Source organism: Corynebacterium sp. KPL2850 (genome assembly GCF_040225855.1).
Classification (GTDB): Bacteria; Actinomycetota; Actinomycetes; order Mycobacteriales; family Mycobacteriaceae; genus Corynebacterium.
This window is the reverse complement of the sequence record NZ_JBEHFV010000008.1, coordinates 67,126-86,765: the sequence shown is the minus strand read 5'-3', so window position 1 is coordinate 86,765 and position 19,640 is coordinate 67,126. Positions and strand designations below refer to the sequence as shown.

The window sequence follows — 19,640 nt, the reverse complement described above, 5'->3', positions numbered from 1 at the left end:
TCACCAGGGTCATTCCAGGGCATATTTCCCTGACTAAGAGAAGCAGTGACACAGAAGGTCTACCTCAGCGTGGGCCCTGTGGGCGTGCAGGTTCCGTGTGTGGCTGGTGTGCTGCGGCATGGTCGGCAGCGATTGATGACCGACTCTGGAGCGGGTGCCTTGTCTGGTCTCGCGGTTCAGGGTGGGTGGACTATTCGGCGGGTTGGATCTCGCTCTCGGTGACCCACTTGTGGTTGGTCATCGTCATCCCGTCGACGGTGAGATCAACCATGTAGACCGTCTCCTCGGTGGAGTAATCGATGGTGGCCTCAGCACCCTTCATGCCGGACATGTGCTCGGCATCCAGGACAACGCTCGCCCCGTCGGGCAGGGGGGCCTGACCCGGATCGACGAGCTCCTCATGGACGACCCAGCGGTGGTCGGTAACCGGGGCCCCACCCTCGGCGGGGGTGTAGCTGACCGAATAGGTCGTGGTGTCAAACGCCCCGGAAATGGTGGCGGTGGCCCCGTCCATGCCGGGCATGTGGTCAGCGGTGAGGATGACCTCGGTGCCCACCGGGTACGTGGGATCCTCGGCCTCTTCAATGCCTGCCGGCGGTGCCCCGCCGTCGGCAGGGTGGTCGTGCCCGCCGTGCTCTTCGTCGGCAGTGGTGGTGTCTTCCTGGTGGGTCTCGTTGGTCTCTGCGGTTGCCGTCGTGGTGCTGGTGGTGTCGGCATCGTCGGAGTTGTCGGTGGCGTCACTGCAGGCGGTCAGCGCCAGGGTGGAGGTCAGTACCAAGGCGGCGAGGGTAATGCTGCGTTTCATGAGCGTTCCTTTCAAAGGTGGTGTGAGTTAGGGGTCGAGAGACAAGGTCAGTCAGTAACGGTTACGGGGGATATCGACCTACTGTGTTCCTCCTTCCCGTCGGTCGGAGCCAGGTGAGCCGGCTCCAGATCAATGCGGCGCAACAGCTGGGCGTTCAGGGCCACCACGATGGTCGAGGCAGACATCAAGATCGCGCCCACGGCCGGGGACAGCACGAACCCGATCGAGGCGAGCACTCCGGCAGCCAGCGGCACGGCGAGGATGTTGTAGCCAGAGGCCCAGATCAGGTTCTGGATCATCTTGCGGTAGCTGGTCTGGGACAGCTCAATCATCGACAGCACTGCCCGCGGGTCATCACTGGCTAGGACCACCCCGGCAGATTCCATGGCCACATCCGTGCCGGCACCAATGGCGATACCGACGTCCGCGCGGGTCAGAGCGGGGGCGTCATTGACACCGTCACCGACCATGGCCACGCTCAAACCCCGGTCCTGCAGCTGCGTGACCTTGGTGTCTTTGTCCTGGGGCAGGACCTCGGCGAAGACCTCATCAATGCCTAGGTCCTGACCAACCGCCTGGGCCACCTGTTGCGCGTCGCCGGTGATCATCGCGACCTTCACCCCGCGTTCCTGCAGGGCTCTCACAGCGGCGCGGGATTCGGGGCGGATCTTGTCCTCGACGGCCACCGCACCGATGATCTGACCGTCGCGGACAATATGGAGCACACCGGCCCCACGCCCGGTCCAGGCACTGGTGGTGTCGGTGAGCTCGGCCGGGGTGGTGAGGTTGAACTCGCGCAGCATGTTCGGCCCGCCCACGAGGATCTCAGCGCCATCGACAGTGGCCCGGACTCCCCGGCCGGAGGCGGCGTTGAAACCAGTTGCACGGATTTGCCGACGGGAGGCCTCGGGATGGGCGGCCGCGGCCGCCACGATGGCGCGGGCCACGGGGTGCTCGCTGTCGGCCTCCGCAGCGGCGGCCAGGGCCAGTAGCTCGTCCTCGGTGACGCCGACAGCTGCCGCGACACCGGTGACCGCGTGCGCACCCTCGGTCAGGGTGCCGGTTTTGTCGAAGAGCACCACGTCGATGGTGCGCATCCGCTCGAGCGCCATCCGGTCCTTGATGAGCACCCCGGATTTCGCGGCCCGCTCGCTGGAGATCGCAATGACCAGCGGAATCGCCAGGCCCAGGGCGTGCGGACAGGCGATGACCAGCACCGTAACCGTGCGCACCACGGCATCGTCCGGGCTGCCGATGATGGTCCACACCACCGCGGTGATCAGAGCGGAGATCAGCGCGAACCAGAACAACAACGCCGCCGCCCGATCCGCCAGGGCCTGGGCCCGGGAGGAGGACTCCTGGGCGTCGGCAACCATGCGTTGGATCCCAGCCAGGGCGGTGTCCCCGCCGGTAGCCTCCACCCGGATGCGGACGGTGTTGTCGGTGGCCACAGTACCGGCGACCACCTTGTCACCGGTGTCGCGGAAGACGGGACGGGATTCGCCGGTGATCATCGCCTCATCGAATTCGGCGGCTCCGTCGAGGATGGTTCCGTCGGCCGGCACCCGGGCACCGGCCCTCGCCAGAACGACGTCGTCGACGACCAGCTCGGAGATGGCCACGGTGCGGGTGGTCCCGTCGATGACTTTCTCGGCCTCATCCGGCAGCAGGGCAGCCAGCGCGTCAAGCGCGGAGGACGCGACCCCGAGAGCGCGCATCTCCAGCCAGTGGCCCAGCAGCATGATGGTCACCAGCAGGGCCAGCTCCCACCAGAAGTCCAGGTCAAAACCACCCAGCCCCAGAGTGGTGACCCAGGAGGCGACAAACGCCACGGTGATGGCCATGGCGATCAGGAGCATCATCCCGGGTTGGCGGGATTTCAGTTCTTTCCATGCGCCCTTGAGGAAAGGCGTTCCGCCGTAGACGAAGATGATCGTGCCCAGCACCGGGGGGATCCAGGTGGATCCGGGGAATGCCGGGAGGTGGTAGCCAAGCAGGTGGGCGACCATGGGGCTGAAAATAACGACGGGAATGGACAAAATCAGCGACCACCAGAAGCGGTCCCGAAACATTGCGGTGCTGTGTCCGGCGTGTTCGCCGTGACCATGAACGTGGTGGTCTTCGTCCGGGGCGGAATGCGGGTGATCGTGGGGCATTGCCTGGCCGTGGGTGTCGGCATCTGCGTGGTGTTCGTGGCTGGCATGATCCGGGTGGTGGGTGTGGTCTGTTTCCGGAGCGGGGTGATCACCATGGTGATCACCCGAATGGTGGGGAGTGCTCATGACGTTCCTTTCGCTCAACCCGGTCGGGGTCGAGATGATGGGTAAAACTGATCAGGATAAGACGGTGTAGCCAGCCTCCTCGATGGCCCGGCGAACCATCTCCGGAGGTACGACACCGGTGACCGTGACGGTGGAAACTCCACCAGCAGCGAGATCAATCTGGACGTCGTCGACCTGGGGGAGGGCCTGAAGGGCCTGGGTCACGCTTTTCGCGCAGTGCCCGCAGGTCAGGCCGGTGACCTGGTAGCTAGGGGAGGACCCTCCTGCTGACGAGTCGCTGGCGGCAGGGATGGAGGCGGTGTCGGCACGTGAGGCAGGTCCGCAACAGCTGCAGCCGTGGGAGGCCATCGGCAAGAGGCGGGGCGGGGAGGTGATCATGGGAAAGCTCCTACGAGTCGGTGGGATGCGGCGATGCTACTCTCTAGCATATACCCCCCAGGGGTATATTTTCAATGGGTGGAGGGCGCGGCTCTCACGCGGGGCAGGGTGTGGTCACCGAGCAGCCTCCTCACTGTCGGGAGGGGACAGCGGGAGGCGGAGGGCAAACACCGCTCCGCGACCGGGTCCGGGGGAGGTGGCGGTGAGAGTGCCGCCGTGGGCCTCGATCAATGCCTTGGAGATGGTCAGACCGATACCGGCCCCGCCGTCGTCCCGGCTGCGGGCGGCATCCCCCCGGTAGAAGCGTTCGAAGATGTATCTGAGCTGGTCAGGCGGGATGCCCTCGCCGTCATCGGCGACGTGGATGAGTGCGGTGGACGCCCCCTGTCGGTGGACGCTGATCCGGACCTGCCCGCCGGCCGGGGTGTGTCGTAGCGCGTTCGAAAGGAGATTGCTCATCACCTGGCCGAAGCGTTGCCGGTCCACGAGCACCCAGGCGGTGTCCGTAATGGTCTCGACCTGTAAATCGACGCCTTTGTCAGCATAAGCTTCCCCCGCGGCAGCAGCGGCGGTATGGAGCAGATTCCCGAGCCCTTCCTCCGCCAGGTCCAAATCGATCCGGTGTTCCTGGGCCCGGGAGACATCGTCAATGTCTTCCATCAACCGGGTCAGGCGGGTGAGTTGGTCAGCCATGATCGTGTGGGTGGCATTATTCCAGTCCACGACCCCGTCCTGGAGACCATCGAGGTAGACCGTGAGCACCGATAAGGGGGTGCCCATTTCGTGGGCCAGATCAGAGAGCATCTGACGGCGGACCTGTTCGGTGTGTTCCAGCCGATCGGCCATGGTGTTGAAGGCATGCGCCAGGGTGGTGACCTCGGGGCCTGCTTTTCCGGCGGGCACGCGGATACGGGAGTTGCCGGCCGTCAGGCTGGTAGCGGCGCGGGTGAGATCCTGCAGGGGGGTGCGCAGACGACGCGATAACCACAGGCTGGCAAGCAGGGCGCTGATCAAGGCGGTGGGCAGGGCGACGGCCAGGGTGATCAGGTTGGCGCCCCGGTAGGCCTGCTCGGCATGGAACAGCTCCAGCGAGGGGTCCTCCCGGCCGGTCATCAACATATGATCATGGAACAGGGTCGGACCCACCATCGTGGCCACGGCCGCGGCCACCAGCAGGCTAATCACCACGACCAACACCTGGGCGGCCAGGAAGCGGAAGGTCAGGCCGGGTCCGTGATTCATGGCTGCTCCACCCGGTAGCCCACGCCACGCACGGTGTCGATAAACCCCCGGCCCTGGGTGTCGGTGCCGAGCTTGCGACGCAAGTTGCCGATGTGGACATCGACGATGCGTTCATCACCGACCCAGGTGGTGTCCCAGACCTCGGTGACCAGGTCGTGGCGGGTCAGCACCTGGCCGGGGCGCAGGGCCAGGGCAACCAGCAGCTCGAACTCCGTGCGGGTGAGCTCCACGGTCGTCTCCCCCACCCGCACCTGATGGGCGACGGGGTCAAGGATGAGGTCACCAACGATCAAGGGGGTGGTCACCTGCGGTGGGGTGGTGCTGGTGCGCGGGCGGCGCAGCACCGCATGCACCCGGGTCACCAGTTCCCGGATGCTAAAAGGTTTGGTGATGTAGTCATCCGCCCCCAAGGTCAAACCGCTGATCTTGTCGTCCTCGCTGCCACGCGCGGTGAGCATGAGGATGTAGCAGTCCGAGAAGGTGCGGATCCGTCGGCACACCTCCAGGCCGTCGAGTTCGGGCAGCCCCAGATCCAGCACCACAACATCAGGGGAAAAGCGACGAGCCTCGTCCACGGCCTGGGTGCCGGTGTGAGCCTGGCGGGTATCGAAGCCGGCCCTGATGAGGTAGGCGGCCACCATCTGAGCCAGGGGTTGTTCATCATCGACGACCAGCACCCGCCCCGGGGGCGTGGCGGTGGTCGGTGTGCGGTCAGCCATAGACCCCAGTATCGCTCCGGTCAGGGGGGAATACCACCCTCGCTCAGTACCCGGCGGGAAAATCTTCATCAAATCTTCAAACATCACCCTTCGACCGCCGTCACCCCTGTGCCCCATCCCGGGTCGGCGGCATCGCCTCTCCGGTCGGTTCAGCAGGCGCCACCAGGGATTTCACTGCCTGCACCGCATACCCGGGGCGGGTAGAAGGACATCGCCCACGGCTGTGGGGTGGTGTCCCGGTGGTGACCCAGCCCACCGAATCCACCCCCCTTTCGCCCTGTTATAAGGCTGTGAGCAGGGATTTTGATTTCTAGTCCGTCAGGCACCCGTGCTAGATAAAGGTATGACATCGACCTTGAGGCGGTGTCTTCTCACGGTCTTACCACGATCCAAGGAGATTGACGTGAAACGAGCAGCGATCGCAGCCGCCGCCCTTGCCCTCGCCCTCACGGGGTGTTCGGCCGCCGACCCGGAACCCACCGCCGACGGGACGGTGTCCCGGGATACATTCCTGACTACCCATGGCCTGGCCGCCATGGACGCGGTGGAGATCATTGATCACCTCGACCGGCAGAAGGTCACTGAGCGTCCCACGGATCTGATCGCTTCAGTGCGTGCCGATGAACTGCTGCTCTCGAGCGATGACCAGGAAGTCGTGGTCGATCTTCCCGACAATCAGACGTATGTCTCGATCGCGCCCTATCTCACCTCCACCCACGACTGCTTCTACCACAGCCTCACGACCTGCCTGGGGGAACTCGACAATGAGGATATCCAGATCACGATCACCGATGAGGCGACCGGTGAGGTGCTGGTGGACGAGGCGACAACCACCTTCGACAACGGGTTTATTGGCTTCTGGCTTCCCGATGATGCCACCGGCCTGATTGAGGTCAGCTACCAGGGGCGTACCGGCACCGCGGAGTTTTCCACCGCCGACGATGGTGCCACCTGTGTCACAGACCTGCACCTGACGTGATGGCTCAGCAGGGTCCTCACCTGCGCCTGTCTCCCGTGTCACTGAAATCTAACACCAAGGAAGGTTAAATCATGATGAACGGATTTTCCCGACGACAGTTTCTGCTCGGCGGGCTCGTCCTCGCCGGCACCGGGGCCGTGGCCGCCTGCACCAGCGACCCTGGACCCGCTGCCTCGGCACCAGGTTCCTCTCTTCGCCCCACTCCCACCCCCACTGCGCTCGGTGAGCCGACGGTGCGCCGGACACTGACCGCCCGGCCCCTCTCTCTGGATATCGGCGGCATCGAAGCCAAGACGTGGGGATACGTCTCTGACACCGGGGATGCGGCCATTGAGGCCACCGCCGGCGACGTCCTCCAGGTCGATATCACCAATGAACTGCCTGAGAGCACCTCCATCCACTGGCATGGCATCGCACTCCACAACGCAGCCGACGGTGTGCCCGGCATGACCCAGGACCCCATTGAACCTGGCGAGTCTTTCTCCTATGTTTTTGAAGTCCCCCACAGTGGCACCTACTTCTACCATTCCCACTCCGGCCTGCAGCTTGATCGCGGCCTCCACGCCCCACTGATCGTCCGTGACCCGCAAGACGCTGAGGACCAGGACGTCGAGTGGACCATCGTGCTCGACGACTGGGTCGATGGCATTCAGGGTACTCCCGACGATGAGCTCGACAAGCTCACCGGAATGGGTTCAGGCGACCATAACGGGAAGAAGGGAATGGGAGGTCACGGCCAGATGATGCACGGCACCCCGGACCGGGTACTGGGCGGGGATGCTGGCGATGTGATGTATCCGCACTACCTCATCAACGGACGTATCCCCCGTGCTCACCGGACCTTCGAGGCTCGCCCGGGCGACAAGGCCCGCCTGCGGTTTATCAACTCCGGCGGTGACACCATCTTCAAGGTGGCCCTCGGTGGTCACCGCATGACCGTCACCCACACCGACGGCTTCCCCGTCCAGCCTCGGGAGACCGAATCGATCTACCTGTCGATGGGCGAGCGTGTCGACGTCGAGGTCATCCTCGGCGACGGCATCTTCCCGCTCACGGCTTTGGCGGTGGGTAAGGACGACCGCGCCTTCGCCGTCATCCGCACCGCCGGCGGCCAGGCCCCCCACCCCGATGTCGACTTCCCCGAGTTGTCGTCCACCGGACTGCTTCTGTCCTCCCTGAAGCCAGCAGACCGTGCACTCCTGCCCGAGGACACACCAGACCGAGAAGTCAGTATCGACCTGGGCGGGCAGATGATGCCGTATGAATGGAGCATTCTCACCGACGGCCAATCCTCCTCCGCGACCGTGCAGGAGGGCCAGCGCCTGCGGATGGTCATGCGCAACAGAACCATGATGCCCCATCCCATGCACATCCACGGCCACACGTGGGCGCTGCCCGGCAGCGGCGGGCTACGCAAGGACACCGTCCTTCTCCGCCACGGTGAAACCATGATCGCCGACCTGATCGCTGACAACCCCGGTGAGTGGGCATTTCACTGCCATAACGCCTATCACCTGGAAACCGGGATGTTCAGCTCGCTTCGCTACGAGTAACCCCCACAGCAGGGTTGAGTGCCGAGGTGGGCGGGGGTGTCCCCCGAGTAGTGGACACGGCGTTGGTGTGAAGTGTCCCAGGTTTTGTTCCGTTTGAGTAGATGGGAAAATCTGGAACGTGCCGAGAAAATTTGACCAGGATGCAAAGGATCGTGTGGTCCGTCTCGTGGAAGATCGCATCGTGGCGGAAAATATGTCGATGCACCCCGCGTGCCAGGCAGTAGCTCCAAAGCTGGGGGTTTCATGGCACACGGCTCGTCAATGGACTTAAGCCTGCCCGTCGTGCGGGGAGCATCCCAGAACCTGTGTGTGAAGATTTGGCTGCCGAAAACGCGAGGCTACGTCGTGAAAATCAAGAGCTACGCGATACTAATGAGTTGTTGAAGGCTGCCTTGGCTTTTTTCGCCTCATGACTCGACCCGAAACGTTAAGAAATGATCCGGTTCATCGATGAAAACCGGAATTATTTCTCTGTCGAGTTCATCTGCACTGGCGTTGAAGAATAACCGGGCTGGTGGGTTTATCACCTCGCGTGGGTATCGCCAGTCCAAGGCCCGTGGGTTAAGTGCTCGTCGACTTCGCGATGCTGCGTTGGTTGAACGCATTAGTGCTGTTCATCGGGATAATGACGGTGTTTACGGCGTGCGGAAAATGTGGCATGCGCTTCACCGTGACGGAATCGATATCGGTCGTGAACAAACCGCTCGGCTGATGCGCCTGGCTGGTGTTTCTGGCACAGGCACAGGCGGATCACCAATCACAACGCGTACACCTCAACGTGCCGGATCTGCGCCCGGATTTGGTCGAGCGTGAATTTAAAGCCCGGGGCCCGAATAAGCTGCGGGTGGCCGACATTACCTACGTGCGCACGAAGAAAGGCTTTGTGTACACCGCGTTTGTCACCGACGTTTACTCTCGACGGATCGTTGGGTGGGCGTTATCAGACTCGATGCGCACTTCAAGCACTGCCGCTGCAAGCACTCAACCAAGCGATTGTGTGTGCTGAGGAAACAACAGGTCTCATTCACCATTCGGATCACGGATCGCAGTACGTCAGCGTTGTCTACAACCAGCGAGGTGCCCAGCACGGCATTATCGCTTCCACCGGGACTGTTGGTGACTTATATGACAATGCTCTGGCTGAAAACGTTAACGGCCCCTCATAAGAACGAACTTATTCATACTCGCAGGTGGAATGATGTTGTCGAGGTAGAAATTGCGACATTCGAGTGGGTGTCATGGTGGAACGAGGTAAGGCTCCACCAAAGCTTGGGATACCGAACCCCGGCCGAGGTGGAAACCGAATTTTGGAAGAAAAACCCGCCACAGGCAATAATAGAAATCAAGGCAAATGCCTAGGAACAAAACTCGGGGCACTTCATTCCTTGGCGGAGTATGCAATGCCGTTCAGGTGGCTGCACTGCGAATCATCGTGGTGGGAACCGTACCTGATGAAGTTAAACCCAAAGCCCTTTCTACGATGGGATCGATAAATAGCTCTGCAATGCTTATCGGATACATCATCGGGGCACCCGTCGTAAGCGCCATCGGCCCAGCAGCGGCACTTGCCGTATCCGGAATTGGAACCTCCGTGTTCACAGTGGGACCAGTCCTGAAACACCGTTTGCAACAATGACCATGTATTCACCTAGTTGCTGTTTTTCTGCTTTTTCGTGCGCAGCATATCCATGCTCATTACGGCGCCGATGATGGCGGCGTGCTGCTGCTCGTTGAGGCCTGGCACCATGCGCAGGAGATACGTGTTTTTACCCATGAAGTAGTTGCCCATGCCGGTCCATTTATTGGAGACATCGGCAAGCTGGCGATCCTGGGAGGTGATGGTGAGGTTCCAGTCCCAGAAATCGCCATGTACTTCGACATCGGCAAAGCCCTCCATCGTTAGTTCCATCTTGGTTTTGAACATGGAGAAACGCTTGGTGATAACGGCCATGGGCTGTTCAATTCCCGGCAGGTGCACCTCGTAGGTATCCCGCAGAAGATTCGGCGGATCCGAAATCGTCATGACTGTTTGTTCGGGGTTGCCTTCGGCATCCGTGAGCGCGACCTCCAAACTGCGGGAGGATTTAAACACCATGTCCTTGAGGCTGGTGGATTGCACAATGGTGCCGACGGGGGTCCCGTTGACATCAGAAATCATGAATCGATCTTTGAGGAGGGACTTGGTTTGGGAAATGACCAGCTCGTCGAGCGTGAATAATTTTTGCATCATGCCTGCCAATGTATGGCAGTCGGCGTTTTTAATCCTCCTCCCTAGGGGTGGTTTTTGCTTCTTCCTGTGCTTGGTGGGCCTCTTCGTAGGCCCGCGCGCGGTGGACGGTCATGGTTTGTGCAAAAGTCTGCACCCAATTCTTATTCTTTTCCGCCAGCGGGCCGGAGGGCTCGGTGACGGTCCAGGTGCCGTCCTCGAAGAGCCAAATAATGTCCCGGGTGTGCGGATCCATGACGTAGAAGGCCCGGCCATCGGTCTTTATGTTGTGGTGGTGTTGGCACAGGCAGGCAAGGTTTGCGGGCGTCGTCGGCCCGCCATCCGCGTGGTTGATGCGGTGATCCTTCTGGCACACCGTGGCAGGGCGGTTGCAGCCAGGGTAGCGGCAGGTGCCGTCGAATCCTTCGAGGTAGGCTGCCATATCCGGCGGGGTGACGTATCCCTTTACCTCCTTATCCGGGTTCATTTCCCGGATCTTGGAGTAGGGCAGCGCGTTGGAGCGCGCTGGGTCGAGCCACCCAACGGATTCAATGAATGCGGGGGAGTTGGGGACATCGGTGGCCTTGTAGGCATTCAGGATGACCTGGGGTGCTTCGGTATTGCCGGTGAGGAGGGAAATGGCGGCATCGGCAAGCGAGCAATCCAGCTTGAGCGCAGTCTCCTTGATGCACTTATCTACGCACGCCATCACCGAAGGCTCCGCGCTCAGCGTCATCGCCGAGGTATTGTTTCCCCAATTCTCCATGGTGTAGCGCGGCTGGGTCGGCCCCTTTTTGACCGCAAGCGTGTCATCTTCGAGGTTGATGAGCTCATTAATCTTCCTCTTAATCTGCGCTTGCGTCCGCATGGACTGGTTGGCGCGGGTGGGAGTGAGGTAGGCGGTGAGCTGCTCATCGATGCGCGCGACTACCTCCGGGGTCGGGTTGCCCAGGCGGTTGAGGGATTTATTGATGGCAATGAGGCGGTCTAAATCTAAGTGGTAGAGCTGGTGCTGCAGTTCTTTCAGCTGGGGCAGCTCTTCTAGGCGGTACAGTGCCATCAGGATATGGCCGATTCGCCCTTCATTAACTCCGGTGGTGCGGTAGAGGGATTGGGTGACTAATTCGAAATCAGAATCGAGATCGGGGATCTGCTCAGTCCAGAACTCGTATTCAGATTTCCGCATCTCAAAAGCTAAGCGTGTAGTGGGGTCTTTGGTGTTGGTCGTGGAAAAGTAGGGATCTTCCATGGCGCTTAAAACCTAAATTTGTAGTATGAACGTGTGTACGAACAACACTATAGATTACCCGCCGGACATTCGCCTGTTTTAACGCGTTTTCGCAGGTAGGACTGCATATTCTTCGGTCAGGATAACCAGCTTAAAAGCAAATTATGTGCTAGCTTGAGGAACGTATGAGTCAGGAGCAGGAAACGCAGGAAGAACCCGGCCGCGCGTGGTGGCAGTGGTGGGCACCCTTGGCAATGATCGCTGTCTTCTTGGTGCTCCCGCCGGCGATTTACCAGGCGGTTTCCGGCACGGTATTGCTCGGCATCATGGGTGGGCTTACCGTGCTTATTGCTCTTATCGATGCCACCACATTCCGCTACTCATGGACCATCTTCTGGGTTGCGGGCATCGCCTATTTCGCAGCCATGGCGATGTACTTCAACGAGGGGACATGGATTTACCTGCCGGTAGTGGTCCTTTTGGCGTTGGGAGCTAGCAAATTGGGCGCCAAGTTGAGGAAGCGCTGATGGAAATCTGGCGGTTGGATCACCCTGAGGCTGGCCTGCTCGAGGTTGAGCGCGGCTACGATGCCGAGTTCGCTGAGCAGGGCGAATGGCCCAAGGAGCCGAAGGAATTTACGCCGGTGCTTGGCGATGCCCCCTTTATCCACCGCATCCAGCTCTGGCGCAAGAATCCTGCACCCCGCATGCAGATCGTGGTCAATGGCGAGGTTCGCAGCCGGCACGACAAGCCGCGTGGCGGCCGTTATTCATTGCAGAAGAATCTGGAAAACGATCTCTCATTCAGTGAGAATAGTGCGCCGCTGACTAAGCCTTATGTAGATATCCAAGCCACGCCCTTCGGGGAGATACAGGATGTCTACTACCGCGATGGGGAGGAGGCCGTGGCCTTTGATCCGCCGCCGGGCTCCTTGGGTGAAAAGCGGCGCCGGGCAATGGAAGAAAGCCCCTTCAAGCGCGTGCTGTATCCACTGCTCGGTGGGCTGGGGAAGTCCGGGTGGGCCATCGCGATGATTGTTTTGGCTCCTATTATTAGCCGCATCCTCTCGCGCTTGCTGCCGGATTGGGAGCTGCCAGATGTAGATTTCCCAGAGATTTACCTTCCGCTGCCAAATTTGCCGAACCTGCCGGAGCCACCGCAGATTACCTTGCCCGCGCCGCAGTTTGCGGTGCACTTTGTACCTCCGGAATGGGTGGTTTTCCTTATGGATTACAGCAGGGTGTGGATGCCTATAGTTATTGCCATTGCCTTTGGGGTGATGGCGGTGCGCAATGCAAAGAAGTCGGAGGCGAAGAAGAAGGAGTGGCAGAACCATGAAGATTCGCGGCGCGATTGATGCGGAGGGCAGGTGCAAGCACTGGCATTCGCCGCTCGACGTGGTGGCCAATAAGTGCGCGACCTGTGGCGAGTACTTTGCGTGCGCGCTGTGCCATGCGGAGCTGACGGATCATGAGTTTGGGCCCATGCTTGTCGATGCCCCCGCTGCCCTCTGCGGTTCCTGTGGCCTCGAGATGGATTACCGGCTGTATTCCTCTGTCGAGGCATGCCCGCAGTGTGGGCATATGTTTAATCCCGGCTGCAGTGCGCATGCCGGGATCTATTTTCAGGTCACCGCTTAAAAGCGAGGGGAGAGTGCTACTGGTTCAGGCCCAAGAAGCGGTTGACCAGGCTGTGGTAGGCGCGCACGGTGAGGTCGAGGTCCTCCAGGTAGAGGTGCTCATCGTGGCTGTGTAATTGCGAGTTGGCGCTGGCCATATCGCGGCCCTCGGCGTGCATCGCAAAGCCATAGGCATTGCCGCCCTTGCGGCGGGCGAAGCGGAGGTCGGAGCCACCGGTGGCGTGGACGGGGACGACGTCTTTATTGGGGAAGAACTCTTTGGCGGTGGCCTCGATGGTGCGCCAGAGCTCGGTATCGGTGGAGGACTGGGTGGCGTTTTCGGTGATGAGGTGTTCGATTTCTACCTCATCGGCGAGATCGCCCAGTGCGCTGCGGAGGAAATCGTCCAAGTCTTCCTGGGTTTGCCCAGGGAAAGGGCGGATATCCATCTCGAGGTAGGCGTGGGAAGGTAGCACATTGATGGCTCCGCCGGCGCGCAGGACGGTCTCGGCGATGGTGGTGTGGCTAAAGGCGTGGGCGTAGGCATCGAGGTTGCCGAACTTGGTGTAGTCACCGGTGCCATCGATAAGCTCTTTTTCGGTCTCAGGATCGAACTTGAAGGTGCGGACGAAGCCCTCCCAGATCTCGTTGGAGGCTGTGGGTGGCTCGGCCTCGGCGATGCGGCGGGCGACCTCGCCGATCTTTACGATGGCAAAGTCTTTGCCGTAGGGAGTCGAGCCGTGCCCGGCATCGCCGGTGACGTGGAGGCGGCGCTGGCCAGCACCCTTTTCGCCCACGTTGAAGCCCACCGCGCCGGGCAGGTGGCTACCGCCGGTCTCGGAGAGGCAGTTCTTCCAAGAGAAGGCATCGGGGTGGTTTTCTGCCATCCACCGCACGCCCAGGCCACCGCGGGCCTCTTCATCGGCCATGCCCACGAAGGCGAGCGTTCCGCCGGGGTTGCCGGCGCGCGCTACCTCGCGGGTGACGGCGGCCATGGTGGCGGTAATAAAGAGCATGTCTACGGAACCGCGGCCGTAGAGCTTGCCGTCTTCAATGAGTGCCTCGAAGGGCGGCTTAGTCCACTTGGGTTCGTCGACGGGGACGACATCGGTATGCCCCATAAGGGTGAGGGGCTCCTTGGCGGGATCGCCGGGGACGGTCACCACGATGGACACGCGTCCCGGGTGGGATTCAAAGCGCTCGATGGAGACGTCTTCACCGGCAAAAAAGTTCTCTAGCGTATCGGCATTGCGCACCTCAAAGCCGGAATCCGGGGTGAGGTCGTTTACACAAGCATTGCGGATGAGTTCTTGGAGGAGTTCGAGGGTGTCATCGTAAAGCGTCATGCCCCTTAGGGTAATCCCGCGAAAAAAATTTTGTGATTTTGGCCAAAGTTGAACGGCGTTCAAGTATGGTTCACTGCATGAGCATCATCGACATCGCCCGTGAGAAAGCTCTGGAGCAAGGCAAAGGCCTTAACCAGGAAGAACTACTACAAGTACTGCAGGTTCCAGATTCCCAGCTGGAAGAAATTGCTGATATCGCCCACCAGACCCGCCTGAAGTGGTGCGGCCCGGACGTATCGGTGGAAGGCATTATCTCCATCAAGACCGGTGGTTGCCCAGAGGATTGCCACTTCTGTTCCCAGTCCGGCCTTTTTGAGTCCCCAGTGCGCGCAGTGCGCCTGAACATCCCTGAACTGGTGGAAGCGGCACAGAAGACCGCCAAGACCGGCGCTACCGAGTTCTGCATCGTCGCTGCGGTGAAGTCCCCGGATGACCGCCTGCTGGACCAGGTGGGCGAGGCCATCGCCGCCATTAACGATGCCGTTGACATCGAGATTTCCTGCTCCCTGGGCACCCTGACCCGCGAGCAGGCACAGCGCCTGAAGGACATGGGCGCACAGCGCTACAACCACAACCTGGAGACCTCCCGCTCCTACTTCCCCAACGTGGTCACCACCCACTCCTGGGAAGAGCGCAAGAAGACCCTGGATTACGTGCGCGAGGTAGGCATGGAAGTCTGCTGTGGCGGCATCATCGGCATGGGCGAGTCCCTGGAGCAGCGCGCCGAGTTCGCAGCCCAGCTGGCAGAGATCGATCCGTGCGAGGTCCCGATGAACTTCCTCGACCCTCGCCCGGGCACCCCATTCGCTGACCGTCCGCTGGTTCCGCTGGGTGAGGGCCTGCGCGCCGTTGCTGCATTCCGCTTGGCGATGCCCTCCACCACCCTCCGCTTCGCTGGCGGCCGCGAGCTTTCGCTTGGCGATGACGGCACCGAGCGCGGTTTGCTCGGCGGCATCAACGCCATCATTGCCGGCAACTACTTGACCACTCTGGGTCAGGAAATCGAAAAGGATGTGGACATGCTGGGCCGCATCGATCTCCCGATCAAGGCTCTGTAGTGTCCGAGCCGAACTCTGAGTTGGCAACCGCCGTCCTGGCCGGGGACGAGCCAATTTTCCACCCCAATACCGGCAAGCCGATCGAAGAGGTCTTCACGCTGCACCCTGCTGCAGCCGCCGGCCTCGACGTGCCGCGCTACTGCCAGATCTGTGGCCGCCGCATGGTGGCCCAGGTGCGCCCCGATGGCTGGCACACCAAGTGCTCGCGCCACGGGGAGCTAGATTCTGAGTGGTTATACGTAGAGCAGCTACCAGAGAGTTAGCACTACCAAGATAGGGAGCCGCTGCCGCAAGGCAGGCGGCTCCTTTTTCTATTGAAAAATGGCTCTGACCTGGGTATAGGTAAATCTACTTGCGAAATTTGGTAAAAACTTGCAATCGCTTGATTAGATTAGTGGGTATGGATCCCGCTGTAGCCCATGCTCATCAGTCCGCGCTGAGATCGATTGCGCGCGTCGTGGAGGAGACGGCGCCGCACACGGAGGCGGGGAAGGCTTTAGGGGACATCGGCAAGCAGCTGCGTGACGGGCCGGTCATGGTGCTCACTGGAGCGGGGGTATCGACGGAATCGGGGGTTCCGGATTATCGCGGGCCGCGGGGCTCGCTGAGCAGGCACCGGCCGATGACGTATCAGGAATTTCGCCATGATCCGGCTGCTAGCCATAGGTATTGGGCGCGTAGCTTCGTGGGCTGGCGCGTGATGGATTCCGCGGCGCCGAATCGCACGCATTATGCGCTCGTGGAGTTGGAGCGCGCCGGGCTGGTTAATGGCGTGGTCACCCAAAACGTGGATGGCCTGCATAAACGAGCCGGTACGGAGCGGTTGGTGACGCTGCACGGTGATATGGAAACCGTGGTGTGCCTGTTGTGTGGGCACCATGAGGATCGCGGGCACTTTGATGCGCGCCTAGCGGCCGCGAACCCGGGGTACCTGGAGCGCCTAGTCGTGGAAAGGGACCAAGTAAACCCGGATGGTGACGTGACGCTGGATGAGAAAGACGTTGCGGCATTCCGGATGGCTGGCTGCGAGCGCTGCGGATCGGAGCTGCTCAAGCCGGACGTGGTGTATTTTGGCGAGCCCGTGCCAGCCACGCGGCGGGATGCCGCCTTTGCGCTATTGAATGAGGCTAATTCGCTGCTGGTGGCCGGTTCTTCGCTGGCGGTGATGAGCGGCTACCGGTTTGTGCTTGAAGCAAAGAAGCAGGGCAAGCGCGTGGCCGTCATCAACGGCGGGCCGGGCCGCGGGGATAAGAAGGTGGATACGCTGTGGCGCACGCAGGTGGGCCCGGCTTTTGATGCCCTGCTCGATGAGCTGGAGATTTAATTAACGCGGCGTGTGCTCCACCATCCTGAGCAGCGTGCGCACGATGGCGTGCACGCGCCTATCCATGGGCATATCTTCGTGCATGACCACGGCGTGGCGGTCGAAATCTTGGATATAGATATTGCGCACCGCACCCTCAGGAGCGCCCTCTGGGTCGAGGAAGCAGGTTTCGGGCGGGACAACGACGGCATCGGAACGCGTGGCGATGCAGGTGTAGCTCACGCCGGATTCGAGGTCGCCGTCGCGGTTGACATCGCGAAGCACCTCGCTGCCCACCACCTGGTCCATGCCGGCGGGGCCAAACCAGCCATCGATAATGGAGCGGATCACCGCCTCTTGGCGTTGGGTGCGAATGAGGCGACTGGCGATGCCCCCGTGGGTCGTCCCGTGATTAGGCGCGCTGATGCTCATGAGGTGGACGACCTTTTCGGCGCCGCCGTGCATGCGCATCCAGTACCGCGCGAGCAGGCCACCCTGGGAGTGGCCTACCAAGATGACCTTTTCTGCCCCGGTTGCGGCAAGCACGGTATCGATATAGGCACCGAGCTGGTGCGATGATTCCGGGATGGTCTGCGTGGCGCGATGGCCATAATCAGGGGCAAAGACCGCCCAACCGTCTTGGCGCAAGATATTGCCCATAATTTGCCAGACGCCCTTGGTATCGCAGGTGCCGTGGACCAGGATGACCGGCCAGGGGCGCTCGTCGCTCGGGCGGGCGCCCCAATCGTCTTCGAAAACGCCGCGCGGCTTCGTGCGTGCGCCGAGGGGGAGGGTCCTTGCGGCATCGGCGTCGAGGGCGGAATCGCCGGGACTGGACTTGTCCTTTTCGGCCTTGAGGCGGTCAACGATCTCGTCGGCGACGTCATCCTGCAAAGCACTGGCCGCGGCCGGGGAGGCGATGCCAAGGCGTGGCGAATCTTTTTCTTCGGGTGCATCTTCCTCGTTCACGCGCCCGAATTTGAGGAGTTGTTCAGAAATAATACTTTTCAACTCTGCAAGAGATTCGACAGCCATGCCTTCCAATCATACGCGTTAATGCAGGTAAATGGCCTCTTTGGAAAAGTTGAAGAAATTTATGGGGAAAGCTCTTGACCTCACGCCACAATCTTTATAAACTTAGGCTTGCCTAATCACGGGCGGTGCTTACGGCGTAGGGCGCTCCACTCCTTGCCGCTAAGTGCCAGAGATTAGTCATGGGGAGAGGGCCCGCCGATGCGCAGTCGGCGGGCCTTCGTTTATGCCTCGGGAGGATTAGTCGTCGAAGCAGGCAGCGGGCGCTTCATCCTCGCGCGGGGGAATAGGGAGATCAACGGGAAATTCACGGGTGGCGGCAAAAAGCTCCACCCCAATATTAGTGGCAGGCATGGAGCTAACGATACCAAGTGGGTGTTCCGGATTCAGGGCAGAAAAGACTCCGCTGCCGTGCTCCGTGGTCCCCGCTAAACTCGCCGTTATGACCGATCTGCAGCATGTCCACTCCGTAGATGAAGCGGTAACTCGCTTGATTGAGCATTATGAAACCTCGTGCGAGTTGGCGCGCGAGGCACTTGCTTCGGACACCCTCGATGATTATCGCCACGTGGTCTATCCCAAGGTGACCGTGGAGATCCGTAAGTGGCAGCCGATTGACCGCTCCGAGCCCTTTGGCTATGTAGACGAGGCCGGCAAGTACTCCGCGGTCATCTCCAAGCCGCACATCATCCGGGAGTACTTGCACGAGCAGCTGACTCGGCTGACTAACAATTATCCGTGCGATATATTCGTCGGCCAATCGGATGAGCGCATTCCGCCGGAGTACATCAAGCATGCCCCGGCAGCGCCGCAGGAGCGCGGCCCTATCCCGCGCCCGACTTTGGATGAGGTCAATGATGCGATTATTGATGGCGAGTGGGATGCCTTCCACGGCGGGGAAAAGCCGCTGTTTCACTTTGGGGCGCAGCGTTTCGATATTGCCTGTGCGCGCATTGAGCACTACACCGGCATCGAAGTCGATACGGTGCAGAAATACATTCTGTTTACCAATTACGCGATGCACACCACGGAATTTGTGAAATTTGGCCTGCGCGAGCTGACCAAGGAAGATTCGCGATATACGGCACTCGTATTGCCCAATGGGGAGACCATTCACCCCAATGACGCGGTGGACCTAGATCTGGATGGACTGACGCTGACCTCGCGCTTTCAGATGCCCCGGTTCGATCTCATTACCGCGGGTGGCGATGGCATCACGATGATCAACATTGGTGTGGGGCCATCAAATGCTAAGACCATTACGGATTGCTTGGCCGTGCTGCGGCCGGAGGCCTGGATCATGATTGGCCACTGCGCCGGCATGGATGGGCGCATGCGCATCGGTGACCTGATCTTGGGCAATGCCTACGAGCGCCACGACCACATCTTGGACCGGCAGGTAGTTTCTTCTACGCCGATTCCGGCCATTCCGGAGGTCCAACGCATGCTGGAGGCTGCCGTGGATGAGGTCTACGGCAGTGATAATTCGCTCATGCGCACCGGTACGGTGCTTTCTACCGATGACCGCGATTGGGAGTGGCGCACCAGCCGGGATCTGTGGGAGTGGTTGCGCACTTCTACCGCGGTGGCGGTGGACATGGAATCGTGCGCCTTGGCGGCGAATGGGTACCGCTACCGCGTACCCTATGGCACGCTTCTGTCCGTGTCGGACTTACCGCTGCACGCCGTGCCGAAGTTGCCGGCGCAGGCCCAAGCGTTTTATTCCAATTCCAAGGAAGCCCACGTCATGTGCGCGGTGCGCGCGGTGGAACAGCTGGCAGAAAACCCGGAGCGCCTGCGCACGCGCAAGCTGCGGCGCACGTTGGGTGAGGTTCCTTTCCGGTAGCTGCTTTCCCTTGGTAGTTCTCGCTAGTTAAACTACAAAGAAAGC

At 61.0% G+C, this 19,640-nt stretch carries 21 protein-coding genes and 1 pseudogene; 13 read left to right on the top strand and 9 right to left on the bottom strand.

The window, feature by feature from the left end; translation table 11 throughout:
- Window positions 1-190 precede the first annotated feature (190 nt).
- The 5 genes from ABRP93_RS04455 to copR all read right to left on the bottom strand — a co-directional run bounded on the left by ABRP93_RS04455 (window position 191) and on the right by copR (window position 5,426).
- Window positions 191-805: a YdhK family protein gene (locus ABRP93_RS04455; RefSeq protein WP_005276111.1), complete on the bottom strand. Its 615-nt coding sequence runs from the start codon at window positions 803-805 to the stop codon at window positions 191-193.
- 47 nt (window positions 806-852) lie between these two features.
- Window positions 853-3,087 carry a copper-translocating P-type ATPase gene (locus ABRP93_RS04450; RefSeq protein WP_349887045.1) on the bottom strand — a complete coding sequence of 745 codons (2,235 nt, stop codon included), beginning with the start codon at window positions 3,085-3,087 and terminating at the stop codon, window positions 853-855.
- A gap of 51 nt (window positions 3,088-3,138) precedes the next feature.
- Window positions 3,139-3,465, bottom strand: coding sequence for a heavy-metal-associated domain-containing protein (locus ABRP93_RS04445; RefSeq protein ID WP_005276120.1), 327 nt, complete (start codon window positions 3,463-3,465; stop codon window positions 3,139-3,141).
- A 114-nt stretch (window positions 3,466-3,579) separates the two neighbouring features.
- Window positions 3,580-4,707 (bottom strand): two-component system sensor histidine kinase CopS, encoded by a 1,128-nt coding sequence (copS, locus tag ABRP93_RS04440; protein ID WP_349887044.1) that lies wholly within the window; start codon window positions 4,705-4,707, stop codon window positions 3,580-3,582.
- Window positions 4,704-5,426 carry a two-component system response regulator CopR gene (gene copR, locus ABRP93_RS04435; protein WP_349887042.1) on the bottom strand — a complete coding sequence of 241 codons (723 nt, stop codon included), beginning with the start codon at window positions 5,424-5,426 and terminating at the stop codon, window positions 4,704-4,706. Before copR ends, copS begins: the two co-directional genes overlap by 4 nt.
- 403 nt (window positions 5,427-5,829) lie before the next feature.
- On the opposite strand from copR, the gene ABRP93_RS04430 reads away from it, so the two are divergent.
- The 6 genes and pseudogenes from ABRP93_RS04430 to ABRP93_RS04405 all read left to right on the top strand — a co-directional run bounded on the left by ABRP93_RS04430 (window position 5,830) and on the right by ABRP93_RS04405 (window position 9,317).
- Window positions 5,830-6,405 (top strand): CueP family metal-binding protein, encoded by a 576-nt coding sequence (locus ABRP93_RS04430; protein ID WP_023016447.1) that lies wholly within the window; start codon window positions 5,830-5,832, stop codon window positions 6,403-6,405.
- 71 nt (window positions 6,406-6,476) lie between these two features.
- Complete coding sequence (locus ABRP93_RS04425) at window positions 6,477-7,958, top strand: multicopper oxidase family protein (protein WP_023028062.1); 1,482 nt, start codon at window positions 6,477-6,479, stop codon at window positions 7,956-7,958.
- 72 nt (window positions 7,959-8,030) lie between these two features.
- A pseudogene (locus ABRP93_RS04420) lies at window positions 8,031-8,229 on the top strand (hypothetical protein).
- A 179-nt stretch (window positions 8,230-8,408) separates the two neighbouring features.
- Window positions 8,409-8,771 carry an IS3 family transposase gene (locus tag ABRP93_RS04415; RefSeq protein ID WP_349887040.1) on the top strand — a complete coding sequence of 121 codons (363 nt, stop codon included), beginning with the start codon at window positions 8,409-8,411 and terminating at the stop codon, window positions 8,769-8,771.
- The gene (locus ABRP93_RS04410; protein WP_349887039.1) at window positions 8,683-8,964 is read left to right on the top strand and encodes a DDE-type integrase/transposase/recombinase; all 282 of its coding nucleotides are present in this window, start codon (window positions 8,683-8,685) and stop codon (window positions 8,962-8,964) included. The genes ABRP93_RS04415 and ABRP93_RS04410 overlap by 89 nt, the downstream gene beginning before the upstream one ends.
- A 119-nt stretch (window positions 8,965-9,083) precedes the next feature.
- The gene (locus tag ABRP93_RS04405; protein ID WP_349887048.1) at window positions 9,084-9,317 is read left to right on the top strand and encodes an integrase core domain-containing protein; all 234 of its coding nucleotides are present in this window, start codon (window positions 9,084-9,086) and stop codon (window positions 9,315-9,317) included.
- A 289-nt stretch (window positions 9,318-9,606) separates the two neighbouring features.
- Here ABRP93_RS04405 and ABRP93_RS04400 read toward each other — a convergent pair whose 3' ends face one another.
- Together ABRP93_RS04400 and ABRP93_RS04395 are read right to left on the bottom strand one after the other, a co-directional pair.
- Window positions 9,607-10,188 (bottom strand): LURP-one-related/scramblase family protein, encoded by a 582-nt coding sequence (locus tag ABRP93_RS04400; protein WP_349887038.1) that lies wholly within the window; start codon window positions 10,186-10,188, stop codon window positions 9,607-9,609.
- 28 nt (window positions 10,189-10,216) lie between these two features.
- The gene (locus tag ABRP93_RS04395) at window positions 10,217-11,350 is read right to left on the bottom strand and encodes an HNH endonuclease signature motif containing protein (RefSeq protein ID WP_349887037.1); all 1,134 of its coding nucleotides are present in this window, start codon (window positions 11,348-11,350) and stop codon (window positions 10,217-10,219) included.
- A gap of 227 nt (window positions 11,351-11,577) precedes the next feature.
- Here ABRP93_RS04395 and ABRP93_RS04390 point away from each other — a divergent pair, with 227 nt between their 5' ends.
- Genes ABRP93_RS04390 through ABRP93_RS04380 form a run of 3 tightly spaced genes read left to right on the top strand, consistent with a single transcriptional unit; the run spans window position 11,578 to window position 13,032 of the window.
- Window positions 11,578-11,919 (top strand): heme transporter, encoded by a 342-nt coding sequence (locus ABRP93_RS04390; RefSeq protein ID WP_349887036.1) that lies wholly within the window; start codon window positions 11,578-11,580, stop codon window positions 11,917-11,919.
- Entirely contained in the window at window positions 11,919-12,749 is an 831-nt protein-coding gene (locus tag ABRP93_RS04385; RefSeq protein ID WP_239269685.1) for a hypothetical protein, read from the top strand. Before ABRP93_RS04390 ends, ABRP93_RS04385 begins: the two co-directional genes overlap by 1 nt.
- A complete protein-coding gene (locus tag ABRP93_RS04380) occupies window positions 12,727-13,032 on the top strand; it encodes a CHY zinc finger protein (RefSeq protein WP_349887035.1) in 306 nt (101 codons plus the stop codon). The genes ABRP93_RS04385 and ABRP93_RS04380 overlap by 23 nt, the downstream gene beginning before the upstream one ends.
- 16 nt (window positions 13,033-13,048) lie before the next feature.
- On the opposite strand, the gene ABRP93_RS04375 is transcribed toward ABRP93_RS04380, so the two are convergent.
- A complete protein-coding gene (locus tag ABRP93_RS04375) occupies window positions 13,049-14,356 on the bottom strand; it encodes a M20/M25/M40 family metallo-hydrolase (RefSeq protein WP_237792259.1) in 1,308 nt (435 codons plus the stop codon).
- Window positions 14,357-14,433: 77 nt separating this feature from the next.
- On the opposite strand from ABRP93_RS04375, the gene bioB reads away from it, so the two are divergent.
- From bioB to ABRP93_RS04360, 3 genes are all read left to right on the top strand, one after another.
- Window positions 14,434-15,414 carry a biotin synthase BioB gene (gene bioB / locus ABRP93_RS04370; protein WP_278724042.1) on the top strand — a complete coding sequence of 327 codons (981 nt, stop codon included), beginning with the start codon at window positions 14,434-14,436 and terminating at the stop codon, window positions 15,412-15,414.
- Entirely contained in the window at window positions 15,414-15,677 is a 264-nt protein-coding gene (gene bsaP, locus ABRP93_RS04365) for a biotin synthase auxiliary protein BsaP (protein ID WP_023024778.1), read from the top strand. The genes bioB and bsaP overlap by 1 nt, the downstream gene beginning before the upstream one ends.
- 137 nt (window positions 15,678-15,814) lie before the next feature.
- Window positions 15,815-16,738, top strand: a complete 924-nt coding sequence (locus ABRP93_RS04360) for a Sir2 family NAD-dependent protein deacetylase (RefSeq protein ID WP_023024780.1) — start codon at window positions 15,815-15,817, stop codon at window positions 16,736-16,738.
- On the opposite strand, the gene ABRP93_RS04355 is transcribed toward ABRP93_RS04360, so the two are convergent.
- On the bottom strand, window positions 16,739-17,752 hold the full coding sequence (locus ABRP93_RS04355; RefSeq protein ID WP_349887033.1) for an esterase/lipase family protein: 1,014 nt from the start codon (window positions 17,750-17,752) through the stop codon (window positions 16,739-16,741).
- A gap of 439 nt (window positions 17,753-18,191) precedes the next feature.
- On the opposite strand from ABRP93_RS04355, the gene amn reads away from it, so the two are divergent.
- Complete coding sequence (gene amn, locus ABRP93_RS04350) at window positions 18,192-19,595, top strand: AMP nucleosidase (RefSeq protein WP_302520038.1); 1,404 nt, start codon at window positions 18,192-18,194, stop codon at window positions 19,593-19,595.
- Window positions 19,596-19,640 lie beyond the last annotated feature (45 nt).